Here is a 14,384-nt window from a genome sequence, read left to right on the forward strand (position 1 = left end):
GCGCTGCTGCACGACATCGGCAAGATCGCCGTCGATCTGCACGTCGAGCTGGCCGACGGCAGCATCTGGCACCCTTGGCACGGCCCGCTGCGCCAGCCATACCGATTCCGCTACCGCGACGATCGCGAGTACCGCCTGCACAGCGCCGCGACAGGTTTGCTCTACCACCAACTGCTCGACCGTGAGGCCCTGGACTGGCTCAGCGGCTATCCGTCCCTGTGGGCACCACTGCTCTACGTCCTGGCCGGGCAGTACGAGCACGCCGGCGTACTGGGCGAACTTGTCGTGCAGGCAGACCGGGCCTCGGTGGCCCAGGAGCTGGGCGGCGATCCGGCCCGCGCCATGGCTGCGCCCAAGCACGCGCTGCAGCGCAAGCTGCTCGACGGGTTGCGCTACCTGCTCAAGGAACAGTTGAAACTGAACCAGCCGGAAGCCTCCGATGGCTGGCTCACCGACGATGCCCTGTGGCTGGTGAGCAAAACGGTCTCGGACAAACTGCGTGCGCACCTGCTGTCCCAAGGCGTCGATGGCATCCCTGCGAACAACACCGCGGTGTTCAACGTCCTCCAGGATCACGGCATGTTGCAGCCGGCGCCCGACGGCAAGGCTATTTGGCGCGCGACCATAACCAGTTCCACCGGCTGGTCCCACTCGTTCACCCTGTTGCGCCTCGCTCCTGCGCTGATCTGGGAATCTGGCGAGCGACCGACGCCTTTTGCAGGCACGGTAGCGATCGACGCGGCAGTCGCCGAAAACGACGCCGAGGCGCCGAAAATGCCGCCTGCGGCCATGGCGAAGGCAGCCCCGAACGGTCAGAAACTTCCATCTTGGGAAGGCAGTAGTACCGTCACCGCCTCACCGCCTAAGGCCCAGCCCGTGTCCGATGTCATGGAGGACATGCTGGCAATGGTGAGCACGAGCGGCTCGCCTGGTGCCGAGCAGGATGTGGAGCCGGTCGCACAGAGAAGCTACCCCGCAGACCCCAGCACTCCTATGCCAGCGACTGCCGCAGTGCTTCCTTCGCCACCACCATCTACTGCTAAACCACCCCTAACAGCAGCGCCCCCGTCAGGCGAACATTTCATGATGTGGCTGAAACAGGGAATTGCTTCGCGCCGGCTCATCATCAACGACGCAAAAGCGCTCGTGCATTCCGTGAATGACACGGCCTACTTGGTCAGCCCAGGTGTGTTCCAGCGCTACGTCCAGGAGCACCCTCATGTCGGCACGCTGGCACGGCAGGACAAGATGCCGGATTGGCAGTGGGTGCAGAAGCGCTTTGAGAAACTGGGGTTGCATCGAAAGCACGACAGCGGCTTGAACATCTGGATCTGTGAAGTCACCGGGCCGCGCAAGTCCCGGAAGCTGCATGGGTATTTGCTGATCGATGCGAATTGGTTGTTCGATGCAGTACCACCCAACAATCCTTATCTCAGAGTTACGCAAGAGATTTGAGCATGGAGTCCTACGTGGCGGTGAGATACGGTAGAGTTCGCCTTGGTAGGTTAGCGGCTAGCCAAGGTGTCCAGCACAAAGTCAGCGCGTTGCGCCACTCTGATCTTGGGCAACCGCGATACCGCATAGCCCAGCGCTGGATAGGTGCGCTGAAGCCGCTCGAATTCAGCCCGCGCTTCATCCATGCTGTGACGGCGTTCTTCGTCCTGCACATAGATTTCAGGCCACGGCGTGGCCAGAAAGATGCGCGAGTGGTAGCGATGCGACTGGGCAATCGTGTCCAGAATAGTAGTGCCGTCCAGTGCCTGGGGTGCTGCCGCCGCGTCGATCAGGCCACGGTCGAAGAACACCCATTGCGTATTGCTGCGTGGCGCATTGGCATGGTTGTCTAGCGCAAGGTCGATGGCCCCGCGCAGGAAGGCCGTCATGTCGAGCCACGGCAGGGCCTGGCCGCCCGTGCGTGTTTGTTCCTGAACGATACGCCGTCCAGGCTCCTCAATTACGGCATCCCTGGATTTCCATTCAACCCCCACAAACGAGAACGACGATCAACTATCTCCTGAAAGGCCATCAGCATCCATCAAGGCCAGCATGCCAACAATGAGTGCGTGCATGCCCTGTTGAGTTCGGCCTCCATCTCGGCTTCCTCCGTCGCACGGTCTGCATCCACGACGGGTTCCCGTTCGGCGACCGAGTACACCGTGTCGGCCACGGCAAGGCAGTGGAACGCCACGGTGGTCAACAGCCAGCGCGCATGCTCCATCGATATGCCGTAGGCCTGAGCGATGTGGCGTTGGTGGCCGACGATCTTGTCGAGCATGGGCTGGGTCGCCGCCAGACGGCGGATCACGTTGGGTACGCCTTGCCGTCGCCAAGATGCTTGGGCTTGAGCATCGGCGTCTCGTGGGCGTGCAGCACCACGTGGCGACGCAGTTCGTCATCCAGCGCCTTTACCATCGGCTGCAGTTGCGCGCCGCACGCACCGACCCACTGTGCCAGCGTCGAGCGGGCAACAGTAAGTCTGATGCTCTTTGCGCATTCAGATGAATGCATTACGCCCATACGAAATCCGAAATCAGCTCGGCCGCGCACAGCAGATGGCAGTTGTCTATGGCTGTAAATGCGCTTCCCGCAGAGCCATGTCCTCTCTCAGAATACGCTGGATCTCCAGTATCGCGGCCGCGCTCTGTTGCACGCTGTGCCCCGAAATAATGACTTTCTCGGACTGTGCGCCGGGAAGATGTGCGCTGCGATAAGGCACAAGACCGTCATCGGAATCATCGAGGGCCACTTCGGAATTGGCTTGGGCCACGATCGAGTGATAGCGCACCTGGGATGAGATGGGAAAGCCCGCCGCCGTACGCACGAACGGATCGTTTTCGTCGAGATTGTTCACGCTATTGGGAATGGTTGCCAGGCTTTCACGGCTGCTGGCGGCCGCATTGGGTGCCAGTGTATGGGCGAGTTCTTCGAGCACCGTAATGGGAAAGCGGATAAATCCCGCCATCCAGCGCCCCAGGCGTCCACCCGCGACCGATGTGCCCCGATGAGGCGCCGCGATGAAGATGGCACTGCTGACATTCGGGAAGGGCTCGAAGCGCAACATGGGATCAATGCGCCTGATCTGCTGCGGCGTCAACCGACTGTGATCCGCAGCCAATTGCACCAGCGATTGATCGGTTGACGACACCATCAACCGCGCGATGACCCCGCCCATGCTATGCCCCACCAGCACGAGGTCGGACGACGCCGGCGCTTGGCCGGATGGGTCGAAATGCGTCAGCGTATCCCCGAGCGCCCTGCGAATCATGGCGTGGTTCAACGCGACTGGCATGTTGGTCGGGTAGTAGACCTGCCAGATCTGGTAATGCTGGCGCAGGGCCTCATCGCCCAGGATTTCGTTGGCGAGTTCCACCCAGGCTTCAGGGCTGCTGGCCAGTCCGTGCAGCATGACGATGATCCGCCTGTTCGGATCGTAGGGCTGCATCAAGTAGACGTGCGGGCGGTCGATGCCACCCTCGCGCCCGAGCAGGCTGCGCAGCGACTGGCGGTTGAAATTGGCACGGGCCAGCCATACGCCATAGCCGGCCGTGAAATTGGCCGCCAGCGGCACACGTTGGCCGCGCAGCATAATGGCCGATTCCACATAGGGGTCATGCACCGTCAGACGGGCTGTACGAGCATGCAGCACGCTGTCCAAGTTGTCTCCGTCGGGATGCAGCAGAACCGTCATGGACGGCGCGGGCATCTCGCTCCAGGGCAGCGGTTGCTGATCATGTTTTGCCGCTGGGCGACCACCCCGAGTTGGGGCGGCGCTCAGGGACTCGTCCGGAATGACCGCCACAAGCTCGGCGCCAAAGCCGTCGCGCCGGTAGAGGCTACGCAATCCACGGAAAGACAGGGACGAGGCTGGCAGGAGTTCGGCTGGCACCGCCGTACTGCCCGGTAAGCGCGCGCCGCGGATATCCAGCTTCAGTTCCCAGCCTGCAATGTTCCAACTGGTCTGGTCGGGCAACTGCGTCGGCATTTGTTGCCGAACTTCGAACATGCCGGTGGCCGCATGCTCGACGGCATAGTTATACCAATCCCGCACTTGGGTCTGGCGATCCTCGAAGGCCCGCTCTCCCGGAGTATGGTCACCAAGGAACAGATAAGCATAGGCATAGCGAATCGTCTCAAGCCAGGCGGCTTGCTGCGCTGAGCCGGGCTTCATGGCCTGAGCCTGCGCCAGCCATAGTTCGGACAGTGCAGCCAGGCGTCTATCCGTGGCGACCCCCGTCACGGTAGCCAAGGCCTCCGCGCACTCCGAGGAGATCGGCTTTGCGCATGCCTGCTCATCCAATGCCGCCACCCTGATGGTCTGGACAGTCGCATCGCTGAGCTTGCCACGTGTCAGGATGTCGCCGCGCTTGAGTTCGATGGCCTCCCTGGCAGGTAGCGTATGAACTTCAACCACTGGGCCGAACTCGCGCAGGATCGAGCAGCCCCCCAGCAGCAGCGGAGCAAGAGCGGCGCATGCAATGAGAAGGCAGGCCTGCGGGAACCTCATGGATTCACCTCGTTGGCAGGGATGCCTGGCACGCCTTGTCGAATCGACATCGAGAAGTCATCCTCTGACACATCGGAAGCAAGGGCACGTTCGTTGATATGCCCCAGTGCCTGCAATTCATCGTAACGATAGCCAGGCGTCAATCCATGCAGGTCGTAGACGTACCGCGCAAAATATCCAGACAGCAGCAGGCGATAGTCCATTGGCAATGCGGGCGCAATGACCCGGGCCAGCTCGAATACGATGGTCGTGCAGTTACTGGTTAACGTGTTGTAAAAGCGCGGTTTCTGCCGCAGTTCATTGGCCGCGTTCAGATACTCCAGAAACAACGCGCGGGCACTCGCCTGATTCATCTGCAAGCGATAGAGATAAACATCTTCGCCTCGCGCGTTGCTGCGCGTACGCACAATGTCTCGCTCATCGGCGGCTACCAGGATCTGCTCGAACTGACGGAAGAATCCTCCTACCGCCGAGAAGGACTCATGGCGTTCCTTGCGAATTTCCAGCGAGAACACCACGCGTTCACCGCCATCGAAGCCGAACGACACCAGGGTGTGGGCGATGTGCGGCCCCATCCAGTAGGAAAGCACCAAGTCGGCGCTGCGCAGACGATCCAGGTCGTATGTGCGGCTCTCCCACTGCGGGGTGTAGTCGGTTTCGCTGCGCCACTGGAAGTTGCGCACATTATTCAGGTGAACATGGTTGCCGTCGATCCTGGCCTCCAGCAACTGAGCGACATCGTCAGCCCATACACGCTGGTGTGACGGCTGCAGCGTCCCCCACCACATGAGCAGGGAGGCGGCTGCGATCACAAATGCGAATCCGGCGATGTTGCGATTGCGCCGCCCAAGCAAGCCCGCCCGCGACAAGACAACGGTCACACCCAATGTGGACCACATGGCAATGACAAACCATCGCACCACCGAAGGTCCCGGCATCTGATGCCACAGAGCCAGCGCACCCCACACAGTCAGCAGCAGTACCACAAAGCCGATCGCCAAGCCTGCAAGGGCGCGCAGGACTCTGTGCATCACTCCGCTCATTGAGGCTGCAAAAGCTCAAGCAACAGTTGCCGGTGCGCATCCCGTAACTGCACCAGCGAGATGGAAGGATTCCCCTTGGACAGCATCGAGGAACTCAGCCACAGCACTGCGGGCGCGAGCGCCAACGGGAAGAAGTGTTCGGTCAAGACGCCTGGGCGAATGACGCCTCGGCGTATGTTGCGGTGGATGATGGTCTGCGCCCGCTCTTTCAGCCCGAGCGCAACTTCGTTGTGCCAACGCTGCACCAGCTCTGGAGTTCGGGCGCTTTCGGCCAGAAGCAGCCGGTAGATCGACATCGTGGCAGGGGAGCTGAAGGTCGCGTACAGGCGATCCAGGTAGACATCTACCAGCTCTGGCAACGTCAGATCCTCATCCGGGAGCCAGCCCTGGAAATCACAAATCTGCTTCGTCGTACGTTCGAGCAAGGCGTGAAAAATTTCTTCCTTGCTTTTGAAGTGGGCATAGATGCCAGCCTTGGACAAGCCCGCGCATTCCGCCAGGCGCTCCATCGACACTGCGTTGTATGTCCGATCCGCGAATTCGACCAGGGCCGCGTCGAGTATTTCCTCTTTCCTGGCGGCAGAGGACAGGTAGCGGCGCTTGTTGTCTGGCGCGTCATCTTTATTGGGTGGCATTCAAAGGCTCTGTTCAAAGATCTGAGGGGTGTTCCCATGGGCCTGTCACCGGCTCTACCAAGAATCAGGGCCTTCCTTGAACCCAAGCCGGCAGCTCGAATTGACCTGCGTCAATGACCGACGAGCCCGCTGATTGCGGTTCTTGGATTGTAACGTATAATTGAAAACAACCGTCCAATCGTTTGTTTTCAGATTTCACAATGCAGATCAACACAGGGCGCGAGTGAACCCGGCACATCGGGTTACGACACAGGAAGAGCGCCCTATCAACCAGCCGGGGAACACGGGGATGCACATATCAACAAGGAGATGAAGTGGGCTTGACAGCACTTGCAAGCAAGAAAGTAGGGCTTGCGGACACCAGCCACGAACCCCGCATTGCGCGGGTGGCAGCCATTCCCTCCTCTGCGACCAGACCCTCTTCAGCCCGATACCTGTACGGAACGTGACCATGCTCCCAACTTCCCCGTTGTTTCCTGCGTTCAGATTGCGCGCTGCCTCGTTGGCCCTGAGCGCCGTCGTCTTGACCGGCTGCATGTCGCTCGCTCCGGCGCCAGACACCCCGCCATTGCCCGTGCCCGAAGCCTGGCCCGCGCATCTTGGATCAGGCACCGACGGCGCCCACGCGGGAGAGCTTGCCTGGCAGGCGTACTTCACCGACCCCCTGCTGCAACGCCTCATCGAGACCGCGCTGGAGAACAACCGCGATCTGCGCCTGGCCGCGCTGCGTGTCGAGGAAGCCAGCGCCGCATTCCGCATTCAGCGCTCGGATCGATTTCCTGCCGTGGGCGTGGGTGCCCAGGGTGGACGCGCCCGCGTCCCTGGCGATCTGAACATGTCGGGCCGGTCGCAGGTGGGCGGCGAATATCGGGCCGAGGTGGGTTTGAGCACCTGGGAGCTGGATCTGTGGGGCCGGGTCCGCAACCTGGAAGACGCCGCCCTGCAAAGCTGGCTGGCTTCCGACGCGGCCCGCCAGGCCGTCCACCTGGCGCTAATCGCCCAGGTGGCCGACGGTTATCTTGGCTTGCGCGAGATAGACGAACGCGTGGCTATCGCCCGTCAAACCGTCGCGACCCGCGAGGAGTCCTATCGCATTTTCCGGCGCCGCGTTGAAGTCGGCTCGACCTCGAAGCTGGACCTCACTCAAGTCCAAACTTTGCTGAACCAGGCTCAGGCGCTGCTAACCCAGCTTGAGCAAGCACGCGCCACGCAACTGCACGCGCTGGCACTGCTGGTAGGTGCCGATCCTGGCCCGCTGCCCACCAAGGCACCCTTCGATGAAACAACGGTGCTGGCCGAACTCCGGGCCGGCCTGCCCTCGGAGCTGCTGGTCAGTCGCCCGGACATCATTTCCGCCGAACACCAATTGCGTGCCGGCGATGCCAACATCGGCGCGGCCCGTGCGGCGTTCTTGCCGCGCATTGCGCTGACCGGCAGCTTCGGCACGGCCAGTTCCGATCTTGACGGCCTGTTCGATTCCGGCAGCCGCGCCTGGACCTTCATGCCCACCCTGTCGCTGCCCATCTTCGATGGCGGGCGGCGGCGCGCCAACCTGGAACTGAGCGAAGTGCGTCGTGACATCGCCGTTGCCGGATACGAGAAGACCATTCAAACGGCCTTTCGCGAGGTGGCCGATGCACTGAGCGCCAAGTACTGGCTGGCTGAGCAATTGACGATCCAGCGGGCCAATCTGGAAGCGCAAAGCGAACGCGCGCGGCTGGCCCAGTTGCGCTACGACAACGGCTCGGCCGCTTTCCTGGAGGTGCTGGACGCCCAACGCGATCTGCTGGATGCCGGACAACAACTGGTGCAGGCGCGCCGTGCGCTGCTGTCTAGCCAGGTGGCACTGTATGCCGCGCTCGGCGGCGGCACCCTCGCAGCAACCGACGGGGCGCAGGGTGCGACCTCGGCGCCCGCTCCCACCCCATCAATCCGTTAAGGCACGCCGAACCCATGACCTTCTCACCCTCTCTCAAGAAAAAACTCCTGGTCGCTGCCGCCGCAGCTGTTGTTGTCGCGCTGGCCTGGTGGGGCTGGACGAAGTTTGCCGATACCGGCCCCGGCAAAGGATTCGTCAACGGCAATGGCCGCATCGAAGCCACGGAGATCGACATCGCCACCAAGCTGCCCGGACGTATCGAAGACATTCTGGTCCGTGAAGGCGATTTCGTCTCAGCGGGCCAGCCACTGGCCAGGATGCAACTGGAAACGCTTGAGGCGCAGCGCGACGAAGCCTTCGCCATGCGTGAACAGGCCGAGCATTCTGTGACCGCAGCACAGGCCCAGGTGGCGCTGCGTGAAGCCGACGTGGTTGCGGCGCAGGCACTCGTCGGCCAGCGCGAGTCGGAGCTCGATGCCGCGCAACGGCGGCTGAAACGTTCGCAGACATTATCCCAAGAAGGCGCCGCCTCGATACAAGAGTTGGACGATGACCGGGCGCGCGTGCGGGGCGCACAGGCGACGCTCGCGGCCAGCAAAGCACAGACCGCCGCTGCCCGCGCCGCGGTCGAGGCCGCCAAGGCGCAGCTCGTAGGTGCAAGGTCCAGCGTGTCCGCTGCCACGGCCAGCATCAACCGCATCGAAGCCGACATACGCGACAGCGAACTGCGCTCGCCGCGTGACGGTCGGGTGCAGGTGCGGGTGGCGCAACCCGGCGAGGTGCTGGGATCGGGCGGACGCGTCCTGAATCTTATCGACCTGTCGGACGTCTACATCACCTTCTTCCTGCCCGAGACCGTGGCCGGCCGCGTCGCGCTGGGTTCCGAGGTCCGCATCATTCTGGATGCCGCGCCGGAGTATGTGATACCAGCCACTGTTTCCTTCGTCGCCAGCGCGGCGCAGTTCACCCCCAAAACGGTCGAAACCGCCAGCGAGCGGCAGAAACTGATGTTTCGCGTGCGCGCGCAGATTTCGCAGGAGTTGCTGCGTGAGCACCTCAATCAGGTCAAGACCGGGTTGCCCGGCGTGGCCTGGATCAAACTCGACGCCAATGCCGAGTGGCCTCAAAACCTCTCCGTTCGCGTGCCGGAGTAAGGTATGAGCCACAGTGCGAGTGCGCAGCCCACGACCGTTGCAAGCGTCCGTCAGGTGCGCTTGCGTTACGGCGACGTCATCGCCCTGGATGGCATCGATCTGGACATTCCCGCCGGACGGATGGTCGGCCTGATCGGCCCCGACGGCGTGGGCAAATCCAGTCTGCTCTCATTGCTGGCGGGTGTGCGCATCATCCAGGAGGGCACGGTCGAGGTGCTGGGTGGCGACATGGCCAGCAAGGCCCATCGCAATAAAGTGTGCCCGCGCATCGCCTACATGCCGCAGGGACTGGGCAAAAACCTGTATCCGACGCTCTCGGTCGAGGAGAATCTGCAGTTCTTCGCGCGCCTGTTCGGTCATGGCGCCGCAGAGCGCCGCCAGCGGATCGATGAGCTCACCCAGGCCACTGGCCTGTTCAAATTCCTGGAGCGCCCGGCAGGCAAGCTGTCCGGGGGCATGAAGCAAAAACTCGGCCTGTGCTGCGCGCTGATTCATGACCCGGATTTTCTGATTCTCGATGAGCCGACGACTGGCGTGGACCCGCTGGCGCGCGCGCAGTTCTGGGATCTGATTGACCGTATTCGCGCCGATCGCCCCGGCATGAGCGTGATTGTGGCCACGGCCTACATGGATGAGGCCCAGCGCTTCGACTGGCTGGCCGCCATCGACGACGGCAAGGTCCTCGCCACCGGCACGCCGAAGGAATTGCTGGCAAGAACAGGCAGCCCGAACCTGGAAGAGGCATTCATCCGCCTGCTCCCGGAAGAGAAAAAGCGCGGACACCAAGCGGTAGTCATTCCCCCCTTGTCGGATGGCGGCGCGGACGATATCGCCATCGAGGCCGAGGGGCTGACCATGCGCTTTGGCGACTTCGTTGCCGTCGATAGCGTGTCCTTCCGCATCCGGCGCGGTGAAATCTTCGGCTTCCTCGGCTCCAACGGGTGCGGCAAGTCCACGACGATGAAGATGCTTACCGGCCTGTTGCCGGCGAGCGAGGGTCGGGCCTGGCTGTTCGGCCATGAAGTGAACCCGCATGATCTGGGCACCCGCCGCCGCGTCGGCTACATGTCCCAAGCGTTCTCGCTCTACAGCGAAATCACGGTACGCCAGAACCTGGAGTTGCACGCCAAGCTCTTCAGTGTGTCCCCGGAGGACATTCCTGCTCGCGTCGATGAGATGGTGGAGCGCTTCGGGCTGGTGGACGTCATCGACAGCCTGCCGGCCAGTCTGCCTCTGGGCATACGCCAACGCCTGTCGCTGGCGGTCGCCATGGTGCACAAGCCAGAACTGCTGATTCTGGACGAACCGACTTCGGGCGTCGACCCGGTGGCGCGCGATGCGTTCTGGCGACTGCTCATCGAGCTGTCGCGGCGTGACCGGGTGACGGTCTTCATTTCCACCCACTTCATGAACGAGGCAGAGCGCTGCGACCGCATGTCGATGATGCATGCGGGCAAGGTGCTCGACAGCGACGTGCCCGCCAGACTGGTCGAGAAGCGCGGCGCCAAAACCCTTGAAGAGGCCTTCATCGGCTACCTCGTCGAAGCCGAGGGCGGCACGGCGGCGCCGGCCAGCCAGCCCGGGGCCGCCGATCACGAGGAGCAACCATCGGCGGCGCCCGCTGAACACGGCGGGCACGGCTCTGGCGGTTTCAGTCTGCAGCGAATGTTCAGCTATCTGTGGCGCGAGACGCTGGAATTGCAGCGGGACCCGGTACGCGCCACGCTGGCGCTGGGCGGTTCGCTGCTGCTGATGTTCGTGATCGGCTTCGGCATCACCATGGACGTCGAGGACCTGAGCTATGCGGTGCTCGATCGCGACCAGACCACGCTTAGCCAGAACTACACGCTGAACTTGGCCGGATCGCGCTACTTCACCGAGCACGCGCCGATCATCGACTACGAGGACCTTGATCGACGCATGCGCAACGGCGAACTGTCGCTGGCCATTGAGATCCCCCCTGGCTTCTCTCGCGATGTGTTGCGAGGCCAGAACGTGCAGATAGGTGCCTGGATCGACGGCGCCATGCCGCAACGCGCGGAAACCGTCCAGGGCTACGTTCAGGGCATGCACCAGCACTGGCTGCTCGTACAGGCCAGCGAACGCAGCGGTGCCAGCGCCGCAGGAAATGCGAGCGTCGAGACACGCTTTCGCTACAACCCCGATGTCAAGAGCCTGCCGGCCATGGTGCCGGGGGTGATTCCCCTGTTGCTGCTCATGCTGCCGGCGATGCTGACCGCGCTGGCGGTGGTGCGCGAGAAGGAGACAGGCTCGATTACCAATCTGTACGTGACGCCGGTCACGCGCATCGAGTTCCTGCTTGGCAAGCAACTGCCCTATGTCGGTCTGGCCATGGTGAACTTCCTGCTGATGAGCCTGCTCGCGGTCACCGTCTTCGGTGTGCCGGTCACGGGCAGCTTCTTCACCCTGTCGCTGGCCGCGCTGATCTTCTCCTTCGCCGCGACAGGCATGGGGCTGCTGGCCTCGGCCGTCACGCGCAGCCAGATCGCCGCCATGTTCTTTGCCATGATCGGCACCATCATTCCGGCCACCCAGTTCGCCGGCCTGAGGGATCCCGTGTCCTCGCTTGAAGGCTCCAGCAAGTTCATCGGCGAGATCTACCCCGCCACGCACATGATCTCCATCAGCCGTGGCGTGTTCAACAAATCACTCGGCCTGGCCGACCTGACGGGGCCGCTGTGGTCGATGCTCATTTCGGTTCCGGTCATTCTCGGCGTGGCTGTTTTGCTACTCAAGAAGCAGGAGCGTTGAGATGCGCAGAAGAAACCTGGCCAACATCTACGACCTTGGTGTCAAGGAGCTGTGGAGTCTTTGGCGCGATCCGATGATGCTTGTGCTCATCGTCTATGTGTTCACCGCGTCGGTCTACACCAAGGCCACGTCCATGCCGGAGACGCTGCACAACGCGCCCATCGCCATCGTCGACGAGGATAATTCGGCGCTGTCCCAGCGGGTTGCCTCGGCCTTCTACCCCCCGCAGTTCACGCCACCGGCCATGATCGACTATGGGGACGTGGACCCGGGCATGGACGCGGGGCTGTACACCTTCGCTCTGGTCATTCCGCCCAACTTCCAGCGCGACGTGCTGGCGGGGCGATCGCCTGCCGTGCAGCTCAATGTCGACGCCACCCGCATGAGCCAGGCCTTCACCGGCAGTGGCTATATCCAGCAGATCTTCACCGGCGAAGTCAATGAGTTCGTCAAGCGTTACCGCGGCACCGACGCGCCACCCGTGGATCTGGCATTGCGCGCACGCTTCAACCCGGCACTGGACAAGGCCTGGTTCGGCTCGGTGGTGCAGATCATCAACCACATCACGCTGTTGTCCATCATCCTGACCGGCGCAGCGCTGATCCGGGAGCGCGAGCACGGCACCATCGAGCACCTGCTGGTGATGCCGGTTACACCCGCGCAGATCATGCTCTCCAAGGTCTGGTCGATGGCCCTGGTCGTGCTGATCGCCTCCTTCCTGTCCCTCAACCTCATGGTGCGCGGCATCCTGGGCGTGCCCATCGAGGGCTCCATTGTGTTGTTCTTCGCCGGCGCGGCCCTCAGCCTGTTCGCCACCACCTCCATGGGCATATTCATCGCCACGCTGGCGCGCAACATGCCGCAGTTCGGCATGCTGATGATGCTGACCATCATGCCGCTCCAGATGCTATCCGGCGGCGACACGCCCCGCGAAAGCATGCCCGAGATCGTGCAGAACATCATGCTGATCGCACCCACCACCCATTTCGTGGAACTGAGCCAGGCCATCCTTTACCGGGACGCGGGCCTGGAGACGGTATGGCAGCCGTTCCTGGCGCTGGCCCTGATCGGCACGGTGCTGTTTTTCCTGTCGTTGGCACGCTTTCGCAAAACGATCGGCCAGATGGCCTGATCGTTTGATCGCCCGAGTGGGCACTCAACCCAGTAAGGAGTTTGACCATGAGCAATGAAACCATCCCTCTCAACCTGTTCAAGGCGAACCTGGAACTGCAGTTGCGCCTCCAGCGCCTGGTGCAGGAAAACGGCCAGCAATGGTTGGAGAACGCCACGCGCGCAGGCAAAGACGGCATTGCCGAGTCCGGCGCAGAAATCGAAAACCTGCTCAAGGCCAAGAACTGGCAGGAACTGGCCACGCTGCCCGCACAAGCCTTCTGGCGTCAGTTCCAGTACCACGTGGGCGGCGCGCAGGCGCTGACACAAGTCGCGATCAAAAACCAGACAACCTTCACCCAAGGCCTGCAAATAGCTATTCAAGACTGGCAGAAATCGGTTACGCAGGCCGTAGGCCAGGGCGATGCGGTACTCCCGTTCCAGGATATCTTCAAACAGTGGGGAGCCGTGTGGGCCTCGGCGCAGGATAAGGAGGCACCGGGCAAGACCGGTGGCCGCAATGCCGGCTGAACAACGTACCGCCCTGGTCACGGGCGGCAACGGTGGCTTGGGCGAGGCCATCGCACGAGCCTTACACGATGTTGGCCATACCGTGCTCGTCGTCCACTCGCCAGGCAATGCCAGCATCGGCGCGTGGTTGGAAGCCCAGACGGACGAAGGCTACAACTTCATCGCCTACGGCGCGGATGTGGCCGACCATGCCTCCTGCCAGGAGTTGGCCGGCCTCATTCAAGCAGACGGTTACCACATCGACATTCTGGTCAACAACGCGGGCATCACGCGCGATGCTACGTTCCGCAAGCTGAGCTACGCCGATTGGGATGCGGTCCTGCGCGTCAATCTCGACTCCGTTTTCAACGTCACCCGGCCATTCATCGACGGCATGCTCGAACGCGGCTGGGGCAGGATCGTCAACATCGCCTCCATCAACGGCTCCAAGGGGCAGTTCGGCCAGACCAACTACTCCGCCGCAAAGGCCGGCATGCATGGCTTCACTAAAGCCCTTGCGCAGGAGGTGGCGCGCAAGGGCGTGACGGTCAACACCGTCTCGCCGGGGTATCTGGATACGAAGATGGTGACGAGCATGTCGGAAGAAGTGGTCAAGCAAGTGATTGCCGGTATTCCCGTGGGTCGTCTGGGACGGCCTGAGGAAATCGCTGCACTGGTTGCATTCATCGTCAGTGAATCTGCGGGGTTCATGACCGGCAGCAATGTATCGATGAACGGTGGCCAGCATATGTACTGAGTGAGGAAGGGCCAGCAAGA

General features: G+C 62.4%; 13 protein-coding genes. 7 read left to right on the forward strand and 6 right to left on the reverse strand.

Translation table 11 applies throughout. From position 1 onward, the window contains the following. A partial coding sequence (gene mobH, locus BRO63_RS00005) for a MobH family relaxase (protein WP_088137964.1) occupies positions 1–1,455 on the forward strand: 1,455 nt, incomplete at its 5' end. A gap of 50 nt (positions 1,456–1,505) precedes the next feature. Here mobH and BRO63_RS00010 read toward each other — a convergent pair. The 6 genes from BRO63_RS00010 to BRO63_RS00035 are packed head-to-tail and all read right to left on the reverse strand — an operon-like array spanning position 1,506 to position 6,182. After that, on the reverse strand, positions 1,506–1,988 hold the full coding sequence (locus tag BRO63_RS00010; protein ID WP_051084430.1) for an AAA family ATPase: 483 nt from the start codon (positions 1,986–1,988) through the stop codon (positions 1,506–1,508). A 47-nt stretch (positions 1,989–2,035) separates the two neighbouring features. Beyond that, positions 2,036–2,275, reverse strand: a complete 240-nt coding sequence (locus BRO63_RS00015) for a hypothetical protein (RefSeq protein WP_202626418.1) — start codon at positions 2,273–2,275, stop codon at positions 2,036–2,038. Between the two features lie 26 nt (positions 2,276–2,301). Next, positions 2,302–2,508 carry an IS66 family transposase gene (locus BRO63_RS00020; protein WP_199917100.1) on the reverse strand — a complete coding sequence of 69 codons (207 nt, stop codon included), beginning with the start codon at positions 2,506–2,508 and terminating at the stop codon, positions 2,302–2,304. A gap of 55 nt (positions 2,509–2,563) precedes the next feature. Beyond that, positions 2,564–4,504: an esterase/lipase family protein gene (locus BRO63_RS00025; protein WP_088137965.1), complete on the reverse strand. Its 1,941-nt coding sequence runs from the start codon at positions 4,502–4,504 to the stop codon at positions 2,564–2,566. Continuing rightward, a complete protein-coding gene (locus BRO63_RS00030; RefSeq protein ID WP_018715740.1) occupies positions 4,501–5,535 on the reverse strand; it encodes an Lnb N-terminal periplasmic domain-containing protein in 1,035 nt (344 codons plus the stop codon). The genes BRO63_RS00025 and BRO63_RS00030 overlap by 4 nt, the downstream gene beginning before the upstream one ends. A gap of 8 nt (positions 5,536–5,543) precedes the next feature. Beyond that, positions 5,544–6,182, reverse strand: a complete 639-nt coding sequence (locus BRO63_RS00035; protein ID WP_018715739.1) for a TetR/AcrR family transcriptional regulator — start codon at positions 6,180–6,182, stop codon at positions 5,544–5,546. A gap of 451 nt (positions 6,183–6,633) precedes the next feature. Between BRO63_RS00035 and BRO63_RS00040 the strand changes: the two genes are divergently transcribed. From BRO63_RS00040 to phbB, 6 genes are read left to right on the forward strand one after another with little or no spacing between them, the layout of a single operon-like run. Beyond that, positions 6,634–8,121 (forward strand): efflux transporter outer membrane subunit, encoded by a 1,488-nt coding sequence (locus BRO63_RS00040; RefSeq protein WP_088137966.1) that lies wholly within the window; start codon positions 6,634–6,636, stop codon positions 8,119–8,121. 14 nt (positions 8,122–8,135) lie between these two features. Further along, positions 8,136–9,215 carry an HlyD family secretion protein gene (locus BRO63_RS00045; RefSeq protein ID WP_088137967.1) on the forward strand — a complete coding sequence of 360 codons (1,080 nt, stop codon included), beginning with the start codon at positions 8,136–8,138 and terminating at the stop codon, positions 9,213–9,215. A gap of 3 nt (positions 9,216–9,218) precedes the next feature. Next, a complete protein-coding gene (gene rbbA / locus BRO63_RS00050) occupies positions 9,219–11,987 on the forward strand; it encodes a ribosome-associated ATPase/putative transporter RbbA (RefSeq protein ID WP_088137968.1) in 2,769 nt (922 codons plus the stop codon). A gap of 1 nt (position 11,988) precedes the next feature. Beyond that, complete coding sequence (locus BRO63_RS00055; RefSeq protein WP_088137969.1) at positions 11,989–13,119, forward strand: ABC transporter permease; 1,131 nt, start codon at positions 11,989–11,991, stop codon at positions 13,117–13,119. 47 nt (positions 13,120–13,166) lie between these two features. Then, complete coding sequence (locus BRO63_RS00060) at positions 13,167–13,628, forward strand: phasin family protein (protein WP_088137970.1); 462 nt, start codon at positions 13,167–13,169, stop codon at positions 13,626–13,628. Next, positions 13,618–14,364 (forward strand): acetoacetyl-CoA reductase, encoded by a 747-nt coding sequence (gene phbB / locus BRO63_RS00065; RefSeq protein ID WP_088137971.1) that lies wholly within the window; start codon positions 13,618–13,620, stop codon positions 14,362–14,364. The genes BRO63_RS00060 and phbB overlap by 11 nt, the downstream gene beginning before the upstream one ends. The last annotated feature ends 20 nt before the right edge of the window (positions 14,365–14,384 follow it).

Origin of the sequence: Achromobacter xylosoxidans, assembly GCF_002192695.1 — a bacterium.
GTDB classification, from domain to species: domain Bacteria; phylum Pseudomonadota; class Gammaproteobacteria; order Burkholderiales; family Burkholderiaceae_B; genus Achromobacter; species Achromobacter xylosoxidans_C.